The organism is Flammeovirga agarivorans, from assembly GCF_012641475.1.
GTDB lineage: Bacteria > Bacteroidota > Bacteroidia > Cytophagales > Flammeovirgaceae > Flammeovirga > Flammeovirga agarivorans.
The window spans coordinates 99952-120089 of the sequence record NZ_JABAIL010000010.1; the positions used below are offsets into that span (position 1 = coordinate 99952).

The window sequence follows — 20138 nt, forward strand, 5'->3', positions numbered from 1 at the left end:
ATCTTCATTAAAATGTTCTTTAAATTCAATTACAACCTTTAATTATAATAATAATTTATGAATACACATTCACAATAAGTGAATTTTTATGCTCGAATATTGTCTTTATCTGCAAATTTAATCTCAACCCAGTAAATAAATCTAGCAAGTAAACGATAATACAGTGCTAAAAACAATAGAGCAAACATTCCCCAAAGGACTACAATATTAAACCAGAAGGTATTGTAAAACCCTCCCATAAAATACTTCTTCGGAGCAAAAAAGTGGGTTCTAAAATCTAAGAAGTTTTCGTTCTCTGTTGGGTAATTGTATATAGGATAAATTTGCTGAATTAATTTATGCCCATACTCAACAATTCTTTTCTCTGTAAGTATGTTAGTCACAAATTCAGAAATTCTATCATTGGTATATACATCTTTATAATGCAAATACTTTTCTTTGCCATAAGTTTTTAAAAGCTCCTGAATTTTGGCTTCTTTTCTTTTTTTCCAATAGATGTACACCATATTGTAATGCTGCCTAGCATCTTTGAAAGTTGAATACAACTGGCTGACTATTGCCTTAGAAAACTTTTCAGTATTACTATTCAATACAATGGGTTCCATCTCAAGTTCTCCCCAATCAACCGTATTTAATACTTCATTTCTGATTAATTCAACATTATCAATATAAGTCTCCGTAGAAACCTTTATATCATCAGGATCATTTAGATAGATTTTCACTTCTTCCAACTTACTAATAAGCGTTGGGTAATAATAGGTTCTTAAGTAATCTGCCTTATAGATTTCTGTATCCAACTCGAAGAAGTTTCTTTCATACCTATTCCCCGAAAATTGCTCTACCATTAACCCCTCAAAAGCCCATCTAGAAGCCATAAACTCGCCTACTAAAGGAACTGTTCCGTTCGTATTTTTAAAGATTGGATTGATATTCTCATACTGTACAACCACACCTCCTAATAACAACTGTGGTATAAGTAAAATCGGAATCAAGATATAAACTGTTACTACCGATTTAAATGCACTTGAGACATTAAGACCTATCATGTTGGCAACACAGGCTGTCGAAAACAACATCAAGAAATACTCTAAATACAAGCCTTGGATTCCCATAATTGTATTACCAATCAATACAAAAACCAAAATTTGTATCGCTGACATCCCTGATAAAATGGCTACTTTAGAATATAGGTATGCTTGATTACTCAACGAAAGATAAACTTCCCGTTTCCGTATCTTTCTATCTTTAATGAGTTCTTCGGCACTTATCATAAGACCTAAGAAAAGAGCAACAATAACCGCCATAAAAATATAAGATGGCATATTCATGTTCTCTCTAAAAATATATTCCGCCCTTCTTTTCAACTCATCGAAATGATAGAAATACACGATCAAAGACAACATCAAAGCCAAGAATGGTGCTTGAATCAAGTTCACCATCATATATTGCTTATTGTTGAACTTTGTATTTAAGTCTCTTAGAACAAAGATTTTAAACTGTTTCAGTTTTGAAGGGATCTCCAGTACATTCTTCGGTTTTGTAGTGACCGTTTCTATCACTGGAATATCAATACTCTCTTTATATTTCTCGGACCAGAATTCTGGCTTCCATTTTCTTTTTCTTGTACGACGACCATATTCGTCTAATACTTTCGATTCGATGATCTCAAAGACCTGTTCTGAATCAACATTACCACATTTCTGACATTCACTTTCAGTATCGGCGTAATTGGCCTCACCTTTAAAATAAGAGACTGCAGTAATAGGGTTACCATAATACACCGGATAACCACCAACATCCAAGACCAATAACTTATCAAACATTTTATAGATGTCGGATGAGGGCTGATGAATTACGACAAAGATTAACTTTCCACTATAGGTCAGTTGTCTCAATAAGTCAATTACATTTTCAGAGTCTTGTGATGATAAACCAGATGTCGGCTCATCAACAAATAGAATAGACGGCTCTCTAAGTAATTCGAGGCCTATATTCAAACGCTTCCTCTGTCCTCCACTAATGGTTTTTTCTAGTGGATTCCCCACTTTAAGATCCTTTACACTATACAAACCGAGATTTTCAATGGTTCGCATAATGATCTTATCTACTTCCTCAGGAGTTGATTTTGCAAAACTAAGTTTAGCTGCAAAGTAAAGGTTTTCATAAACGGTCAATTCCTCAATCAACAAATCATCTTGAGGGACATAACCTATAACACCTTTTACTTGCTCAGGTTTTTTATGGATATCAATGCCATTAATTAATACTTCACCATTCTTTGGTTTATTTGTACCATTAAGAACATTTAAAAGAGTTGATTTTCCGGAACCACTAGCTCCCATCAACGCTACCATATTTCCCCCTTCTTCATTAATATTAATATCATGAAGACCTTGTTTCTTCCCGAAGAAGTAATCTATATTTTTTGCTTCAAATGAGATAGGATCACCAGTTTCACTGCCAACAAAAACAGCTGAAATTTCAGAGTGATACAAATTGGCACCCAATTGACCATTGATTCGAATTACACCACCAACATCAAGAGGATAACATCTATCGAGTTCCATTCTTTCCCCATTCAGTACATAAGCATGAGTCTCTTTTGTGGTTTTCACAAAGTACATTCTAGCCAATGGCATATAAAGTACAGAAAGAGGAATTTTGATATTTGCTTTATATAGGTGTCTTTTCCCTCCATACCCCTCTTTGGAATTGGAGATCGTAAGACAGTTTTTAATTTGCGCTAACTCCGTAATATCGTTAGTCGTTAAGAATTGCTGCATTCTGTTCAGCCTATCAAACTCAATATTGAAAGCGTCACAAATGATCCTCATAATACGTTGTTCCTCCTCAGAGAAGACATCGTTTACATAGGCCAATTCTAATAATTCTATTACCGTTACAATTCTTTGACGTAGTGTTAGTTCAGCTGCGGCATCATGTGCAATTTCTCTAAGCATTGCATCATCTGTATTTATCCTTGCCTGTCTCTCAAAGATTTCAACATACTTATTGATGTTGCTTTCGTGTAGGGTATATTTAAGGTATTCTTCTAAAATCTCTAAGGCTTCATCAATAGAGCCATCTGCACAAGCCATTATCGCAAACAGCTGTGTCAGAGATTTTAATACTTTTTCGTTCATAAATTAGAAACTTTGTCACAATACTAGTCTGCAACTAATATCTGAGTAATTGTAGTATATGTAAATTACCGGTCACATATCAATAATTATTGACTTGTGATGAAAGATTGTTAGAGTAAAGAAACAAAAAAAGTCCTGTGTTTCAAACACAGGACCTTGATATATTGTGATAATCTAAGATTACATATTTACAGTTTGTGATCTTAATTTCTCAACAGCAGATGTAATACCGCTTAAATCTTCAGCTGTTAATTGGTAACCACCTTTATTAGATGATAACTTCTCAGCAAAGTTTAATGCTTTGTATTGATCTTGTAATTTTTTGAATTCATCAAAATAGATCTTAGCATTTTCATTTCCGTCTTTTAATGGAGTAAGAATAGAAACGATAGCGTCTACAGATGCTTCTTGCTTAGCAATAGCAGTCATTAAGTCTACTAATACAGCATTTCTAGCTTCAGCAGGAAGATCTTTTGGAGCATTTTTCACTAAACCACAAGATACGTGTAATGCTTCAAGAGTTGAACCTGTAATGATCAACGCTGCAACATCGTATTGAGAGTTTGTATTTAAGAATGCTTTTACTTTACCTTCAGAGTCAGAAATTACTTTCAACATTGCATCTTTATCAGATAAAGCTGCTTCAAGTTTTTCACTTACATCTTTACCCATTGCTTGTGAAACACCTAACTTATCTGATAACTGCTTAGCAGTTGTGAAGTAATCAATCGCTTCTTGTGATTTATTAGAAGCTGAAAGGTATGCGATATCAGAAATATAAACACCAAAGTTTAAAGCTGATGCTGCTTCTGATAATGTATATGATTTTACTTTATCTTTTGAGTTCAGTAAAGATGCATCGAATTCAGCACCACTTCTTTCTAATAATACTGGAATAGAAGTTGGGTCTGGAGCATTATTTAAGATGATATTAAAATCTGCAGAAGCCGCTTTTTGTGCTGCGATTTCCTTTTTTGCTTCTTCTTTTTTTGACGAATCAGAAGCACCGCCACATGCCACCATTGTAGTAGCTAAACCACATGCCAACGCGATCTTTCCAACCTGCTTTAATTGAGCACTAAAAGTCATAATCTAATTTTTCGATTAGGTTTCTAAAAAATTTCAGACCAAAAATAATTGTAAATATTATATATCAAAAAAAATAGGAAAGATTTTAGGTAATATTATATAAATATTAGGAAGGCGGGATTAATTCTTACAGAATATTTCAACCTAATAAATTAGAAAATTCTTTACCTTTGAGGTTATGGATAAAGAAAATGAATTAGGATTTTTATCACAGATGTTCGATACACTATACCTCTTCCCTGAAGAATTAGAGGATATAGAAATTCCTGAAGAAGAGTTAGATCAACTAAACACTACAGGAGATGAACAAGAGATAAAGGAGAAGAAAACATCACCTACTCCTGTTGTTGCTACACCTATCAAAAAGGCAATTAAGAAACAATTACCTACTGATTATTATGGTGAAAATAAGCGATATATCACTATTTTCATTGAGCATAGCGGTGTGGATATATTTAGAAGCAAAGAATTTCAACTTCTGTTAAAAATAATTGGTGCACTGCAATTAACACTACAAGAAGTAGCTGTTATCAATGTTTTAGAACAAAAAGACAACCTTCCTAAATTAATAGAAAAGTTGTCTCCTCAATATTATTTATATTTTATCAATAAGAACGAGAGTCCACTATCCAGTGAGTCTGTACCTAAATATGTCCCTACAGAGATTGATGGAAAACCTGCGGTTGCAGCCGACAGTTTAACCAAGCTCCTTTTGGATGTAGAGAAAAAGAGAGACTTATGGATGGCTCTAAAAACCTTATTTGAAATTTAGATCATCAATAAACGCCATACTCCGGTAATAAATACAAGTATTAACCCTGCCGGAGTAAGGTATTTCCAACATAGGGACATCAGCTGATCCACTCTTAACCTTGGGTATGACCAACGAATCCACATTTGTACAAAAACAAGAAAGATGGTTTTACTCATTAACCATACAAACCCCCAAAGATAACCTGACATTTCTCCCGCTACACCAGTAGTCCAATCTGCTAATTTCACGGGGCCTATATTAATAAATGGTGTGTTCCAAGAACCTAAAAACAATACCGTTGCGAACACACAGCCCAGTAACATTACACCATATTCTGCCAACATCATAAAGGCAAAACGCATTCCTGAGTATTCGGTATGATAACCTGCAATAATTTCTGATTCAGCCTCTGGTAAATCAAAAGGTGCTCTATTCGCTTCCGCTAGAGATGAAATATAGAATATCACGAAGGCTACCAATAAGAACGGGCTCCTGAAAATATTCCAATTCAAAAAGCCTCCAAGCCCAGTCACATCAATACCCAAGGCTTTTATTCCAAAAAGATAATTAGTATCTGGAGATAGAATTCCCTGTTGAAGAGAAATTACTTCTGTATTTAAAGTCTGTGCAGTCATTACTACACACAATACAGCTAAGCCTAACGGGACTTCATAAGAAACCATCTGGGCGGCAGAACGCATTGCTCCGTACAATGAGTATTTGTTATTTGAAGACCAACCTGCAGCTATAATTCCTAAAACTTCTAGAGATAAAATTGCAAGAATGTAAAATACACCTACGTTAGAATCTGACCCATAAATACCATTGGTAAAAGGCATTACAGCAAATGCTGAGAATACAGGCATAAAAATTAAGATGGGTGCAACTTTAAATATTGGCTTATCTGCAACTTTCGGAATTACATCCTCTTTCATCATTAGCTTAAGGATATCTGCCAATGTTTGTAATAGACCTTTTGGTCCAACATTTACAGGCCCCATTCTATCTTGCATCCATGCAGATACTTTACGTTCTGCATAAACTCCAACAAGAGCAAATACTAAAATGAAAGGAAGATAAAAAATAAGTGCTAGCATAGTTTCTTTTCAAAAATGAAGCGGCAATTTAATCAATCCTCAACATTATCCCTAAAAGAAAGAGAAAAGTGATAATAAATAGAGGGTTTTAATGAAGATTTAAAAAAGTAAAGACATATTCTTTTGTTCAAACATACTTTTTGATATTTTGCATATATACCTCAACAATTTGAAGGTACATCATTCTATTTCAAGATTCTATTTATCAAATTATCAAACCTCAGTAATTGATTTTACTGATTTTTTTCATGAGATTCAACTTACAAAGCCACTTTTTACTCACTATTCTTCTTGGTTGGTTGTTTTCATTTCAAGTCACTTTTGCTCAAGAGTTTTTCATTAAAGGGCAAGTGATCGATGCAAAAACAAACGATCCTATTCCTTATGCCAGTGTGTTTATTGAAGGAACTACGAATGGTTCTCTCACCGATATCAATGGTCTATTCACAATTAAAGTAAAAGATGTTTCAGCAAACAATACTATAGTTGCAAAATTTACTGGATATGAATTATGTAAAAAGAAAATTGCCAAAGGAGGAAAAGAGAAAAAAATCATAATAAAACTCAAAGAGTCTGCAACTGAATTAGAAGAAGTAGTTATTAAGTCAAGAAAATGGGAAAACCCTGCTTGGGCAATCTTAAGAAATGTACAAAAGTATAAAAATAGAAATGATGTAAGAGACTTAAAGGCTTATCAATATGGTAGTTATACAAAGACTGATATTTGGGTAGGCAATGTCAATGAAAATTTCAAAAAGAAGAAAGTTGTTAAAGACATTCTAGATTCATATAAAACATTTGAACCGATCAAAGATAAAAACGGAAAACCCATTATCCCTATTTTCTCCTCTGAAACCCTTTCTGATGTTTATTATATAAGGAATCCAGATGCAAAAACTGAAGTCATCAAAAAATCGAGGATTCAAAGTTTAGGCCCGGATGATGATGAAATGGTATCACAAATTGTTGGATCGTCGTTCGTCGATTTTAATTTATATCAAAATTCCTTCTCCTTTTTGAATAAGCAATTCATTTCTCCTATCACTTCAGAATGGAGAAATTATTATGATTACACGCTTCAACCTAAAAAAGTAGAAGTACAAGGAGTACAATGTCATAAGATAGAATTTGAACCAAGAAGAGAAGAAGATTTAGCATTTAAAGGAGCCATATTTATTGCAGATTCAACACATAACTACGCTTTAGTGAAAATGGATGCTATTCTTGGGAAAGGAGCGAATATCAACTTTATTGATAGTGTACATATTGATCAAGAGTATTTACCTGTTGCTTATGATGACAGTAAATTAGCCTGGCTACCACAACAACAAAACTTTATCATTTCAATTGGTAAAATAGCTGACCGTTGGGCAAAAGTAAAACTAAAAATCAAAATCAATAATCAAGATTTTATCGTTAATCAGCCCAAATCTAGAATATTTTACGAACAACCTACGTCCTTAGACCCTGATGCACTTATTGAGACTAAAGATGAGGCTTACTGGCAACAGCACCGACCCAACCAGCTTTCTAATGAAGAAAGTCAAGTCTACGCAATGATCGACTCAGCGGAAGCTACACCTCGAGTAAAACTAATCTCTTCTGTCGGGGATATGATTGGCTCTGGACACAAGAAATTTGGGCCAATAGAACTTGGACCTATTCCTTTTCTATATGCATATAATAGTGTTGAGAAGCATCGTTTTCAATTGGGGTTTCAAACGAATAATGAATTCAGTAAAAAGGTGGCTTTTAGTGGTTTTGTAGGATATGGAGCAAAAGACAAAGCTTGGAAATATGGAGCAACAGCTCGCTTTATATTGAACCGAGATTCATGGAGTATTTTAGGTGTCTCTTATTATAATGATCTAAGGAGAGTAAGTGTCAATCAGGCTAATTTTAATAGTAGACCTTTGTTTATTGCTGCCTTACGATGGGGAGATATGCGTTACCCCTACATGGAAAAAAATGCATCAGTATGGTATGAAAGAGACCTTACCAGAGGTTTGAATATTGTTGGAAAATTTAGTCACAGAATAATCGACCCATTATTCCCTTATAAGATAGACGGCTCCTTTGAGAATAATATGCCGGAATACGATCGCCTCATAGGAAGTGAAATATATATTAAGCTAACTTATGGCCTAGGACATAGATATGTGGCCAATCGATCTCATCACAGAAAATTAGTGGCGCAAGATCGTAGACCAAGACTTACTTTCGATTACACTACAGGAATTCCTGATTTATTCGGTAGTAATTATTCTTACCATCAAATACGAGTGGGTATCGACCAAAAAGTAACTTTAGGTAAGTTTGGCAATACTGCTTACTTCCTTACTGGCGGGTACATCCCTACAAAAGCACCATTTCCATTTTTAGCTATGCCTTTTGGTAATAACGTCCCTATTCTTTATAACAAATTTGCTTTCAACCTTATGGATCTAGGTGAATTTGTTGGCGACAAATGGGCCTCACTACAGCTAATGCACCGTTTTGAAGGGAACATATTAAACAGGATTCCATTAATTAAGAAACTTGGGTGGAGAACTGTAGGAATTTGTAATATCATGTATGGTGAATTAAGCAGTCAAAATGAAAATCAAGCGGTCCAACCTCAATTACTTGAGGGGGAAACCTACGATCCGAACAGACAGGCAAAAGCTTTAAATTCAAATACACCATATGTGGAAATAGGAACAGGTGTAGAAAATATTTTTAAAGTATTAAGAGTCTATACTATTTGGAGAACTACCTATCACACACCTTCATCTAGAAACTTTGGTGTATACTGTGCTTTTGGTCTTTCATTTTAATGGTTGATTTCTTTATTGAAAGAGATATATTTGCAACAAAAAAAGAACTATGAAAATTAGAGTTGGACAAGGTTACGATGTACACCGTCAAGGTGAAGGTGAAGAATTATGGCTAGGAGGTATCAAGTTTGATCATACTCACGGATTAATTGGACATTCTGATGCCGATGTTCTTATCCATGCAATTTGTGATGCTGTCCTTGGCGCTGCAAATATGAGAGACATTGGGTATCATTTTGCAGACACTGACCCTCAATTTAAAGGAATTGACAGCAAAATTCTTTTAAAAGATGTCATGGAAATTGTCAGAAAAGAAGGTTGGGAATTGGGAAATGTTGATTGTACCATCGTTGCAGAGAAACCAAAAATAAACCCTCACATACCTGCCATGAAGAAATGTATGGCAGAAGTGATGAATGTGGATGAAGAAGATATTTCGATTAAAGCAACTACCTCAGAAAAAATGGGGTTTGTAGGAAGAGAAGAAGGAATGGCTGTTCATGCAGTTGCATTAATCACAAAAAGCTAATAAAAAAGGAGTAAGCAACAAATCAGCTTACTCCTTTTTTATTATGTGTTTAACCCAAGTTCTTTTAACAGTAAGGAAGCATTAAACTTCTCACAAACACCTTCTTTCAATTTATAGTCGAACTCAAATTCATTATGAGAATAATCAAAATCAAAATGATAATTCTTTGAAAATACTGCATTCCCATTTTTCTCAAAATCGGATAACTGTAAATCATGCGTGGCTACTATAATATTGGCTTCCGCATTGGCTTGCAATTTTTCCAATAATGCAAAAGATCCTTTTAATTTATCTATAGAATTAGTACCTCGAAGCATTTCATCCACTAAGAATAAATGCGGCTCATTGGTTTCTATTGCTTCAATAATAAGTTTTATTCTTTCCAGTTCTGCTTTAAAAGTTGATTCACTTAAATGTAAAGAATCTGCTATTCTCATAGAGGTAATAAGTTTCACCCTCTTACCCACTTTAAACGATGTAGCACAAACTGCACTTCCTGCAAATGCCAATAGTAAATTGATACCAACAACTCTAATGAAAGTACTTTTCCCTGACATATTCGATCCTGTAATAATCGATACTCTATTGTTCGTATCAAGCTTATATGAGTTTTTCACACCTCCATCAAATTCTCCATTTGCCCCTTGAAAAATCAACGGGTGGCCCATATTTTCTCCATCAAGAATTATATCTTCTTCAACAAAAACTGGTTTTGTCCAATCAGGATGATTACGTTCTAGAATCGCTAAACTATTATAGGCTTCTAACTCACCAATAATATGAAATAATTTCTCGAATAGGTCAGGGTTCTTTTTAAACCACTTTCTAATTCTTCCTACAACAAATATATCAAACGGTATAATTGAATACAGTACAACTAAACCCATCATGTTTTTTCTGATATCCAATTGTTGAATTAAAGTAGAGAGCTTCAAAATAGGTTTGGAGAAGTGTTGAGATGAAATATCTTTGATCCCCTCTTGAAGTAGAGAACTCTTAAAATTAGTCGTACCCAATAAATCAGTCACTTTTGCAAGACGTTCTAAAGCTGTAGCACTACTATTTAGATGATGCATAAATTCAGCTACATCACCACCTACTCTACCCATCACTAAAAAGTTTAAAAGGATAATAGTAGCTGTTAGACCCATTGTCCAATCGGCTGAATTCAGAAAACCAAAAATGATGACACCCCATAGAAATGGAACTAATGAGGCATATATCTTATAGATCCCTTCCTGTTTTATTTTAAACTTCCCTAATAAATCACTATCGATCTGGAAATTTGATTTTTGCTTTTGTTCACCAAATAGGAATAACTGAAGTTTCTCTGAAAAAGAAACATTATCGCTCAGCTCTTTTACGGCCTCTTGCCTATCTATAATTGTTTGTGATGGTACTTGATAAGCATTTTCATCAAAGAAAGAATTCAACTGATTCTTCCCCCAATGAGTTGATGTTCTATTAATGAAGTGAAATAATGACTGTGGTCCATAAAGATCCATATCATGTGCAAACAACTGGTTTACTTGTTTTAAGTCTTCACCATCATCGTACAAGTTCGCTCCTCCTCCCAAAACAGTAATCTCATTTTCAAGTAATAACTGTTTAATTTTAAGCTCTTCTAAATTTTGTTGTACAGTAGAATGTCTTCTAACAATGAGAAAAAAGAGAGCTAACCCAAGGATTATTGTGGGGAATATAAATTGATTAAAGTTACCATATAACAATACACAGCAGACGATAACTCCAATAATTGTGATTAATCGTAGTAGTGAGAATTTGTTTGATATACTTTCCTTATCCTTAATATCTTCTAAAATCAACTGTAATTGTTGATTATAATTCTGAATCATGATTATTTAATAGGTTAACACACACAAGGGAAGATGGCTGTAAAGGTATAAAAAAAGCACAATGAATAAACATTGTGCTTAAAATTTCTTTTAAGTAATCAATTACTAAATACAAGGTATTAGTAATGCTGCTTCAATAATTTTAATACCTGCTTCTAGTTCAGTTTTAACACTGTCTGCAGCTGCTGCATCTCCAGGATAAGAAATTTCTACAGCCTCTTCAATACAACTTTGATTAGAGTTGTAGAAATCTACCAATTCTTGGAAAACTGCCTTCTCATCTTCACAAGAAGTATCCTCAGGTAGTTCTTCAATTTTAGTAGAAATTTCTAGTAGTCCAGTTGCTGTGTCTTCAGCGTTACATGGCTCCGCTTCGTCATCAGAACATGAAGTGAATACAAATAGTCCGATTAAGAAAGAAAAAAGTACCTTTTTCATTAAAAAATTTAGTTAGGGTCGAAAAATATAAATAATGAAATCAATTTTAAATTTCATTAACACAATGATAATAAAAAGTCTTAACATCAACAAATCATTCAATCAAACTGCTTATTAACCAATAAAAACATTTTTCACATTTATTTAGTTGACCTCAACATCAATTTATACGTTACTTTGTTGTATAGAATCTCACTACACAATTTATATACTTGAAATTACAGTTATCATATAAGAAAATCATACGACCTCTATTAACAATTTGGGTCGCTCTCCACACACTAAATTACAGTGTGGATATTGATGCTGTATTGGTTTCACAGGCGAACTACTCTCCTGAAACCCTAATTGTTCAAGATGATAAAATTGAAAGCTTTGTAGAATTAATCTGTCAGATCATTTTCGAAGACAACTTCAGTGATTTTAATGACAACCCATTCTCCCAGAATGAGTCGAAGAGTTTCTCCCCAATAGTTTGCTTATCCTATCCTGTATTTGATATTATCCATGAAGGTATCGAAAGAGAATTTCATGAATCAATAACTCATACATTTTACTTAGATAAAAACTACCCTACCCCAATTAAGGACATAGTTCCTCCCCCTCCACGTATGAGCTAATTTTTCATCACTAGTACTATACTTTTGATGAAATCATTTCACTGTATAAGAATACTAGTTAAATCAGCTCATATATATTCAAATGAAATTATTTTACAGTGTTCTCTTAGGATGCTTCTTTATTGTTGCAAATAACAATTTATTGTTTGCTCAAGAAGATTTCCAACAAGAAGAAGAGGAACACGAGACAAAATTCAAACAGCAACCAGGCCTTGCAAAAGCAGCTTCAAAAGTGTTTTTCTCAGAAAAACCTTGGAGTGTTTCAGGTTTTGGTGAGGTGTCATTCGTCAATAGAAATGACGTTCCAATAGGAATGGAAGATGACATCGAGCTTTCTTATAACAACCTATACAGGTTCTCTACATTCTTTGGTTACAGATTTACAGACAAGATTATTTGGAACTCTGAGATTTTAGTAGAATATCTTACCGATCCTAATGGAAATAGCCATTTCGAATTTATTGTTGAAGCTTTTATGGATTTTTCTATTCATAAATCATTCAACCTTAGAACTGGTATTTACCCATTAAGTATTGGCTACATCAACAATAATGACGAACCCGTAATGTTTGCATCAGTAAATAGATCTGATGTTGAACGAATGATTGTCCCTTCTACTTGGATGGGTATGGGTGTTAGTTTTTATGGTCTTATTTCTCCAAGTTTCAACTATACTTTTGGAGTTTCACAGGGCTTAGATGGTAGTTCGTTCCTTAGTGGTACATGGATTCGCCAAGGTAGAGAACCTCGTTTTGATGGAAATTCTTTCACTACTTATTCCATCAACCCTCAAATCAATTATGTAGGATTAAAAGATTGGACATTAAGTGCTTCTGCGTTTATTGGACAAACTGGTAACAACCAGGAAATCACTGATTATAATGGCAACAAGAGAATAGCTAATTCTGTTGCTCAATTATATACCGCCTATGTAAAACACACGAAAAAGAATTGGGAATTTATGGCCTTAGCCTCAACTGGGTATATGTCAGGTACAGAAGACCTGTACTATCTGACTGCTCAAGAAAATGGAGGTGTAGGACAAGTAATTGCCAACCAAAATATCGGTTATCTGGTCGAAGGAAGTTTTGACCTGTTATCATTATTCAATAACCGTAGCTTCCTTCGAAAGAAGAATGCATTAATAGATCCACACGATGTTAAAATCCCATTATTTGTTCGATATGAATATATCAACACTCATAAGAACTATAATGAAAAACTACTAATGGCTGATACTAACGCCAACATGGTTCACTTTAACTCTGACATCATAACTGTGGGAGTGAACTTTAAACCAAGGGAAGAGATTGCTTTTAAAATCGATTATCAATTTAGAAATAATCGAGCAACCGGCCCTTACGCCGCGAAAGAAGACAACTTACTAGAACTAGGAATTGGCTTCATTTTCTGATCTTTAACAACTTTAACGAAACTAAAAACCAATGGAAGAACCTCTGTATGTTTACAGAGGTTTCTTTTTTTTAATTCACAAAATTTTTGAAATGCATAATTGTTTCTCTAATTTCAAAAAGACATTTCAAATCACAATTAATGAAAAAATTACTCTTTCTTTTATTATTCTCTTTTACATTCAGTCTTCAACAATCCATAGCTCAAAGCTTTAGTACAGGTGGTGGAGGCAGTGCAGAAAGATCTGATAAGAACTTCCAATTTATGCCAGTGCCATATATCAACTATGATAGAACTTTGGGCCTATCTGTAGGTGCACTTCCAATGGCCATGTATAACTTGAGTAAAACAGATACCATATCTCCCTCCTCAATTTCAGGTGCACTTGGGCTTTACACTACGAATAAGTCTTGGTTTACTTTAGGATTTTCAAAATTTTACTTTGCTGAAGATAGATATAGAGTAACTGTTGCCGGAGGCGTTGGAGATTTCAATTATCAAACCTATGTAGGTTTTCCTTTAAATGGATTTCTTCAATATGCCACAGGGGTTAATTTTATTAAGGGTGAGATCCAACGAAAAGTAATCAAAAACTTGTACGCAGGTGTGAATTATATGTATACGGATTTTGAGAATTCTTTTGATATTGTACCTGACACCACAAGTACCGTTCAATTACAAACCCTTGGGTTTATAGTATCCTATGACCATAGAGATGATGTTTACTACCCTACCAAAGGTGAAATAGGCAATGTAAATATTGATGTAAGCCCTGATTTTTTAGGGAATGATCAACCTAATACGAAAATCACAATTGATTTTAATAAATACTTCGCCTTTAAAGAAGGTCGAGATATTTTGGCTACTCGAATGTATGTCGGTTTTGGGGTCGGTGATCTTACCTTCAACCAACAATTCATCGTCGGACAAAGTGATATCAGAGGTTATACTCAGGCTAAATACAGAGGTAATGCTATGTATAACATTCAAGGAGAATACCGTTGGAATTTCCATAAGAAAATGGCTGTCAATTTCTTTGCAGGGTTGGCAACTGTTTCAGGTGCTAACGACAGTTCTCAGAATGGTATTTTATTACCCGGTGTAGGTGTTGGCTATAGATATAATGTGTTTCCTAAAAATCATATGAATGTAGGCTTAGACGCTGCTGTGGGTAGAGATGATTGGGGTATATATTTCAGAATAGGCGAAGCATTTTAATCTTAATCACTATTGATTCTCCTTAAAAGATGGTATCTTATTATCAATTATTTGATTTTCATTTAAACCTCTGTCCAAGTACTACGTTTATTAACCAGATACTACACTTTAGAAATGAATTAATATGTGGGAAACATTTGATATACAATCACTCTTTTTTGGATTAATTGCAGGATTGATCGTTGCAGGACTTGTTCAAGTCAAAGATTGGATCAAACAATCTGGAATGAAGAAAGAAATCAAACGTCTCAAAGCACATTTACATGACAAGTTGGAAATCGATGCTGAAGCTATTTCAAGTAAAAAAGGTGAAATAGAACGTTTGAAAAGAGAAAACGAAAATTTAAGAGTGACCAATAAAGCTTTATTGAACAAGCCAGGTCGCCAGGAAATGATGAGTTTCCATGTTTACCAGTCTGCCATTGATAAACTAAATAGTAATATGATGGGATTTGGCCCAGCATGGCAGGATGCATTAAGAGATGCTAAAGAAGAAGTAAAAGAAATCGAAGAAGGAAATAAATCATTTATGAAAAAAGTATTACCAAAAGGATTATTTGGTGGTACTACCTACGAACTTGGAGAAGGGGATCAATAGATCTCCTTTTTTTGTAACACAATAAATAGCTCGTTACCATTAACTTATATTAAAGTAATTATATATAGAGATACATAGTCATTAACATCAACTAAAGCTTAGTTACCTATTCTTTTTTTAATTTTGATCATACCTAATGACCTAAAATTATCATCAAAAACTACGAAAAAAATGAATATTTACAGATGGGCTTTAATAATAATCGCTGCGATTGTTGGTATTGGTAACATTATGCTAATTGACAAAAACAATCTTAGCTTTGAAAACAATGTTTTTGAATATCTTGGTAGTGTAAGCATGTTTGGTGTATCTATTTGGCTAGCCACACAGAACCTTTTTCATAAAAATGAAAAAAAGTCATTTTAATCATAATTAAAGCCATTTTTCTTTACCCGAGACAATCATTGTCTCTTAATTTTATTCCAAAAGGTGACAAGTTTCACCATAAATTATTCAAGTTAATACTTGGACTATCTCCCCTCTTGATTAAATTGCAGGCAAAATAAATTATTTTACTGCAATGGCATTATTTAAAAGATGGTCACGTAAGGGTTATGCAATCTTTAACTCTCTGAAAAGAGAGATTAAAATTTGTGTGCTTAATGTAGCCATGCACAACAATGCACCTGCTTTAATAAGAGAAGTAAACCAATATCAAACTAGTATCACTAGAGAAAGTGAAGATGATGACTTTCCGGATATTGATGAAATACTTTTAAATCTTATACCGCAGGATATTCTTTCAATAGAAGTTGAGAGTGGATCTGGTTCTGTTTTATCTGAAATTTATAACTTAGGACACCCCAAAAGGCTACTCTCTGCCCATCTATTTCCTTCCAATTTTAGCAATTATTTTCCCGGATTTTTTTCAACGATATAATCGTCATGGAACCGGTATGTCCTAACATATATAAATTAAAGAGATGCAAACAGAAATCAGAAACAACTGGACTAAGCAAGAAGTAGAAGAAATCTACAACATGCCTTTGATGGAACTCATGTATAAGGCATCAACAATCCACAAAGAATTTCAGAAAACAGGTGAAGTACAAGTATGTACTCTTCTTTCTGTAAAAACAGGTGGTTGTAAAGAAGACTGTAGCTATTGCTCACAATCTGCACGCTACAACACTCATGTTCAGCCTCATAAATTAATGAGAACTGATGATGTAGTTCAAAAAGCAAAACAAGCGAAAGAAAATGGCTCAACAAGATTCTGTATGGGTGCCGCTTGGAGAGAAGCTAGAAGCAATCGTGACTTTGAAAAAGTCTTAGGTATGGTTTCCGAAATCAACGATATGGGTATGGAAGTTTGTGCAACATTAGGTATGCTAGATGTTGAGCAAGCTGAAAAGCTAAAAGAAGCTGGTCTTTACGCATATAACCACAACCTAGATACAAGTAGAGAATATTACGATAAAGTAATTACTACAAGAACTTTTGATGATCGTTTAGAAACTATCGCTAACGTTCAAAAGGCAAAAATCTCTGTTTGTTCAGGAGGTATTATTGGTCTTGGTGAAACAGACAAGGACAGAATCGGAATGTTGTATACTTTAGCAACTTTACCTCAACATCCTGAGTCGGTACCTGTTAACGCACTAGTTCCTGTAGAAGGCACACCTATGGAAGGTAACAAAATGGTCTCTACTTGGGAAATGATCCGTATGATTGCTACAGCAAGAATCTTAATGCCTAAAGCAATGGTACGTCTATCAGCAGGTAGAACTGAAATGACAACTGAAGCTCAAGCTTTATGTTTCATGGCTGGTGCTAACTCAATCTTTGCAGGAGATCAACTTTTAACGACTCCTAACCCTGAAGAAGATGCTGATAAAGTAATGTTCAATTTATTAGGTCTTACACCTAGAGCATCCTTTAAAGAAGTAAAAGAAGAATCAGTATCCGTATAGGTTACAAAAGAAATAGATTCAAGGTGTGGTATTTATTTACCACACCCTTCACTTATTAGGTAAATATGGACATTAGAGAGCAATTGATGCTCCTTCAGGATAATCACCAGCTTCGTTCTTTAAAAACGGTAGACCGACTTCAAAATGGTCATATCGATAAGAACGGTAAATCACTAGTGAGTTTTATATCCAATGATTATTTAGGAATAGCATCAGATCGAGAATTGCATGAAGATTTTATCCAAAATTATCTTCCTGTAAATTTCCATCATGGGTTTAGTAGTGCATCTTCTAGATTACTAGAAGGAAATGCTAGCATATTTGGTTTATTAGAGGATAAAGTAGCTGCTTCTTATCAAAAAGAGTCATGTATCTTTATGAACAGTGGATATCATGCCAATTTAGGAGTACTTAGTAGTTTACCTCAAAAGGGTGATCTAATTTTATCCGATAAGCTCAACCATGCTAGTATTGTTGATGGGCTAAAATTAAGTAAGGCCCATTTCGAAAGATACAAACACTTGGATTATCATCATTTAGAAAGGTTATTAGAGAAGAATGCTTCACTATTCAGAAATATATATATCGTTTCTGAAGCCCTTTTTAGTATGGATGGTGATTCGGCTGATATTCCTAAACTTGTTGAGTTAAAAAAGAAATACAATACCCAATTAATCATCGATGAAGCACATAGTATCGGTGTTTATGGTGAAAATGGTCTGGGTCTTTGCGAAGAAAATAATGTGATTAATGACATCGATGTCATCATTGCTCCTTGTGGAAAAGCTTTGGGAGGTGTAGGTGCATTGGTTATTACTTCTTCATTAATCAAAGAGTACCTGGTAAACCATTGTAGATCTTTTATCTTCACTACTGCCCTACCTCCAATAAATGTTGCATGGTTATCCTTTATTTGGCAACAACTACCTAATTATAAATCGACAAGAAATAAGGTTTTCAAATTGATAGACCATTTCAAATCGATTATGTCTGCAGGTGACTTCGATTTGGTCTCAGATTCCTATATACAACCCTTTGTTGTGGGAGAAAATCACAAAGCAATAGACCTTTCTAATTTTTTGGAAGAAAAAGGGTTTTATGTTGCTCCTATACGATATCCAACGGTACCTAAAAATTCTGCTCGACTTCGAATTTCTATCACAGCTAATCATTCTATAAAAGAAATAGATCAGCTCGCTGAAATCTTATTGAACTATTTAAAAGCACATAATTATGAAAACGAGTTGGTTGATTAATGCAGGTAATAAAGAGCTTCTAATCTTCTTTGCAGGTTGGGGACAATCGCCAGACTACTTTAAGAAATTCAAGAGTGATCAATTTGATGTTCTAATGGTTTACCATTATCAAAATATTGAATTTGAACTCATCAACAACATAATAGAAGGCTATCAGACTACACATTGTCTAGGGTGGTCTTTTGGTGTAAAAGTCTGTGATCTTTTTATCGATCAAGCTGAAATTAGTGGTGATAAAATGGCCTTAAATGGAAGTTTTCTCCCAGTTCATGAAGAGTATGGCATACCTAAAGCCATCTTCCAAGGGACACTAGATGGATTGTCTCAAAAAAATTGGGAGAAATTCATGTTCCGAATTTGTGGTAATAAAACACTCGCAGAAGAGTTGGTAAATTACAACCTTAGAAGTATTGATACTTTAAAAGAGGAACTACAATACCTTGGAGAGATCTCCAACCTTCCTTCTTCGAATAATTTCAACAGTGTGCAAATCAGTAATAAAGATCGAATTTTTCCAATAAGTAATCTTAAAACTGCTTGGGAAGAAAAAAATGCAAATCTTGTTACTACCAACTTACCACACTTCCCTTTTGAATCAATAACATCTTGGGAAGAGATTGTTTCACCTCAGCCTGAAGTATGCCATGGTAATTAATAAAGAGATCGTAGCACAAAGATTTGGCAAAAATGTTTCTACCTATAACACTGAAGCATTCATACAAAAGAGAATTTGTAAGGAACTGTACAGAAAGCTTATCTCTGTAAAAGATTCTTACAATAGTGTTTTTGAAATCGGATGTGGTACAGGCTTTTTGAGCAAACAAGCCATTCCTCATGTAAGTGATACTTATTTTGCTAATGACCTGGGTGTTTCTTGTACTCATCAGTTATTAAAGGACTACCCAAGCATTAACTTTATTGAAGGGGATGCGGAAAATGTTAAGTATCCAGAAAGGTTAGACTTAGTACTATCAAGCTCAGCATTTCAATGGATGACAGATAGGGAAAGATTACTAAAAAGAATCAATCAAAGTCTAAATAAAGATGGTTTACTAGCATTCAGTACTTTTGGTCCTTCAAATTTTGAAGAGTTAAAAACTACTTTGAATGAAGGATTAGAATATGGCACACTTACACATTGGAGGAGACTTACAGAGGAAGCAGGCTTCGAAGTGTTATCAGCTTGGGAATGGAAAACACAACTGATTTTTTCTCAAGGAACAGATGTATTAAAACATATCAAAAAAACTGGTGTTGGAGGATGTGCAAATGCCAATAGCATCTGGACAAAATCAAAACTGATTGCCTTTAACGACAAATATCAATCACATTTTCCAAAAGAAAATGGAGTGCAATTAACTTATCATCCCATATTTATCATCGCAAAGAAAAAATAGT

Annotated in this window: 17 protein-coding genes; 12 read left to right on the forward strand and 5 right to left on the reverse strand. The window is 34.2% G+C overall.

The genetic code is table 11. The annotated features are described in order from the left end of the window. Positions 1 to 86: 86 nt before the first annotated feature. On the reverse strand, positions 87 to 3143 hold the full coding sequence (locus tag HGP29_RS23425; RefSeq protein ID WP_168884887.1) for an ATP-binding cassette domain-containing protein: 3057 nt from the start codon (positions 3141 to 3143) through the stop codon (positions 87 to 89). Positions 3144 to 3323: 180 nt separating this feature from the next. After that, positions 3324 to 4232, reverse strand: a complete 909-nt coding sequence (locus HGP29_RS23430) for a hypothetical protein (RefSeq protein WP_168884888.1) — start codon at positions 4230 to 4232, stop codon at positions 3324 to 3326. A gap of 178 nt (positions 4233 to 4410) precedes the next feature. Between HGP29_RS23430 and HGP29_RS23435 the strand changes: the two genes are divergently transcribed. Further along, complete coding sequence (locus HGP29_RS23435; protein WP_168884889.1) at positions 4411 to 5004, forward strand: hypothetical protein; 594 nt, start codon at positions 4411 to 4413, stop codon at positions 5002 to 5004. Here the strand turns inward: HGP29_RS23435 and HGP29_RS23440 are convergent. After that, entirely contained in the window at positions 5001 to 6083 is a 1083-nt protein-coding gene (locus tag HGP29_RS23440; protein WP_168884890.1) for a complex I subunit 1/NuoH family protein, read from the reverse strand. The two genes, HGP29_RS23435 and HGP29_RS23440, sit on opposite strands and share 4 nt — an antisense overlap. 248 nt (positions 6084 to 6331) lie before the next feature. Between HGP29_RS23440 and HGP29_RS23445 the strand changes: the two genes are divergently transcribed. After that, positions 6332 to 8899 carry a DUF5686 and carboxypeptidase-like regulatory domain-containing protein gene (locus HGP29_RS23445; protein WP_168884891.1) on the forward strand — a complete coding sequence of 856 codons (2568 nt, stop codon included), beginning with the start codon at positions 6332 to 6334 and terminating at the stop codon, positions 8897 to 8899. A gap of 49 nt (positions 8900 to 8948) precedes the next feature. Further along, complete coding sequence (gene ispF / locus HGP29_RS23450; RefSeq protein ID WP_168884892.1) at positions 8949 to 9428, forward strand: 2-C-methyl-D-erythritol 2,4-cyclodiphosphate synthase; 480 nt, start codon at positions 8949 to 8951, stop codon at positions 9426 to 9428. A gap of 41 nt (positions 9429 to 9469) precedes the next feature. On the opposite strand, the gene HGP29_RS23455 is transcribed toward ispF, so the two are convergent. Continuing rightward, positions 9470 to 11284 carry a MutS-related protein gene (locus tag HGP29_RS23455; protein WP_168884893.1) on the reverse strand — a complete coding sequence of 605 codons (1815 nt, stop codon included), beginning with the start codon at positions 11282 to 11284 and terminating at the stop codon, positions 9470 to 9472. Between the two features lie 105 nt (positions 11285 to 11389). After that, positions 11390 to 11722, reverse strand: a complete 333-nt coding sequence (locus tag HGP29_RS23460) for a hypothetical protein (RefSeq protein ID WP_168884894.1) — start codon at positions 11720 to 11722, stop codon at positions 11390 to 11392. A gap of 212 nt (positions 11723 to 11934) precedes the next feature. Here HGP29_RS23460 and HGP29_RS23465 point away from each other — a divergent pair, with 212 nt between their 5' ends. From HGP29_RS23465 to bioC, 9 genes are all read left to right on the forward strand, one after another. Further along, positions 11935 to 12342 carry a hypothetical protein gene (locus HGP29_RS23465; RefSeq protein WP_168884895.1) on the forward strand — a complete coding sequence of 136 codons (408 nt, stop codon included), beginning with the start codon at positions 11935 to 11937 and terminating at the stop codon, positions 12340 to 12342. A gap of 82 nt (positions 12343 to 12424) precedes the next feature. Further along, positions 12425 to 13756: a porin gene (locus tag HGP29_RS23470; protein ID WP_168884896.1), complete on the forward strand. Its 1332-nt coding sequence runs from the start codon at positions 12425 to 12427 to the stop codon at positions 13754 to 13756. Positions 13757 to 13896: 140 nt separating this feature from the next. Further along, the gene (locus HGP29_RS23475) at positions 13897 to 14973 is read left to right on the forward strand and encodes a BamA/TamA family outer membrane protein (RefSeq protein ID WP_168884897.1); all 1077 of its coding nucleotides are present in this window, start codon (positions 13897 to 13899) and stop codon (positions 14971 to 14973) included. Between the two features lie 124 nt (positions 14974 to 15097). Next, positions 15098 to 15571: a hypothetical protein gene (locus HGP29_RS23480; RefSeq protein ID WP_168884898.1), complete on the forward strand. Its 474-nt coding sequence runs from the start codon at positions 15098 to 15100 to the stop codon at positions 15569 to 15571. 520 nt (positions 15572 to 16091) lie between these two features. After that, positions 16092 to 16451, forward strand: coding sequence for a hypothetical protein (locus tag HGP29_RS23490; RefSeq protein WP_168884900.1), 360 nt, complete (start codon positions 16092 to 16094; stop codon positions 16449 to 16451). A gap of 43 nt (positions 16452 to 16494) precedes the next feature. After that, positions 16495 to 17484 (forward strand): biotin synthase BioB, encoded by a 990-nt coding sequence (gene bioB / locus HGP29_RS23495; RefSeq protein ID WP_168884901.1) that lies wholly within the window; start codon positions 16495 to 16497, stop codon positions 17482 to 17484. A 65-nt stretch (positions 17485 to 17549) separates the two neighbouring features. Continuing rightward, positions 17550 to 18740: an aminotransferase class I/II-fold pyridoxal phosphate-dependent enzyme gene (locus HGP29_RS23500; RefSeq protein ID WP_168884902.1), complete on the forward strand. Its 1191-nt coding sequence runs from the start codon at positions 17550 to 17552 to the stop codon at positions 18738 to 18740. Next, positions 18718 to 19395 (forward strand): pimeloyl-ACP methyl esterase BioG family protein, encoded by a 678-nt coding sequence (locus HGP29_RS23505; RefSeq protein ID WP_168884903.1) that lies wholly within the window; start codon positions 18718 to 18720, stop codon positions 19393 to 19395. Before HGP29_RS23500 ends, HGP29_RS23505 begins: the two co-directional genes overlap by 23 nt. Next, the gene (bioC, locus tag HGP29_RS23510; protein WP_168884904.1) at positions 19385 to 20137 is read left to right on the forward strand and encodes a malonyl-ACP O-methyltransferase BioC; all 753 of its coding nucleotides are present in this window, start codon (positions 19385 to 19387) and stop codon (positions 20135 to 20137) included. The genes HGP29_RS23505 and bioC overlap by 11 nt, the downstream gene beginning before the upstream one ends. The last annotated feature ends 1 nt before the right edge of the window (position 20138 follow it).

Coding starts and splice junctions, on each gene's coding strand:
- HGP29_RS23455 (WP_168884893.1), bottom strand. CDS start 11,284: ATGATTCAGAATTATAATCAACAATTACAGTTGATTTTAGAAGATATT.
- HGP29_RS23430 (WP_168884888.1), bottom strand. CDS start 4,232: ATGACTTTTAGTGCTCAATTAAAGCAGGTTGGAAAGATCGCGTTGGCA.
- HGP29_RS23480 (WP_168884898.1), top strand. CDS start 15,098: ATGTGGGAAACATTTGATATACAATCACTCTTTTTTGGATTAATTGCA.
- HGP29_RS23490 (WP_168884900.1), top strand. CDS start 16,092: ATGGCATTATTTAAAAGATGGTCACGTAAGGGTTATGCAATCTTTAAC.
- HGP29_RS23425 (WP_168884887.1), bottom strand. CDS start 3,143: ATGAACGAAAAAGTATTAAAATCTCTGACACAGCTGTTTGCGATAATG.
- HGP29_RS23445 (WP_168884891.1), top strand. CDS start 6,332: ATGAGATTCAACTTACAAAGCCACTTTTTACTCACTATTCTTCTTGGT.
- ispF (WP_168884892.1), top strand. CDS start 8,949: ATGAAAATTAGAGTTGGACAAGGTTACGATGTACACCGTCAAGGTGAA.
- HGP29_RS23440 (WP_168884890.1), bottom strand. CDS start 6,083: ATGCTAGCACTTATTTTTTATCTTCCTTTCATTTTAGTATTTGCTCTT.
- HGP29_RS23505 (WP_168884903.1), top strand. CDS start 18,718: ATGAAAACGAGTTGGTTGATTAATGCAGGTAATAAAGAGCTTCTAATC.
- HGP29_RS23460 (WP_168884894.1), bottom strand. CDS start 11,722: ATGAAAAAGGTACTTTTTTCTTTCTTAATCGGACTATTTGTATTCACT.
- HGP29_RS23500 (WP_168884902.1), top strand. CDS start 17,550: ATGGACATTAGAGAGCAATTGATGCTCCTTCAGGATAATCACCAGCTT.
- HGP29_RS23470 (WP_168884896.1), top strand. CDS start 12,425: ATGAAATTATTTTACAGTGTTCTCTTAGGATGCTTCTTTATTGTTGCA.
- bioC (WP_168884904.1), top strand. CDS start 19,385: ATGGTAATTAATAAAGAGATCGTAGCACAAAGATTTGGCAAAAATGTT.
- bioB (WP_168884901.1), top strand. CDS start 16,495: ATGCAAACAGAAATCAGAAACAACTGGACTAAGCAAGAAGTAGAAGAA.
- HGP29_RS23475 (WP_168884897.1), top strand. CDS start 13,897: ATGAAAAAATTACTCTTTCTTTTATTATTCTCTTTTACATTCAGTCTT.
- HGP29_RS23435 (WP_168884889.1), top strand. CDS start 4,411: ATGGATAAAGAAAATGAATTAGGATTTTTATCACAGATGTTCGATACA.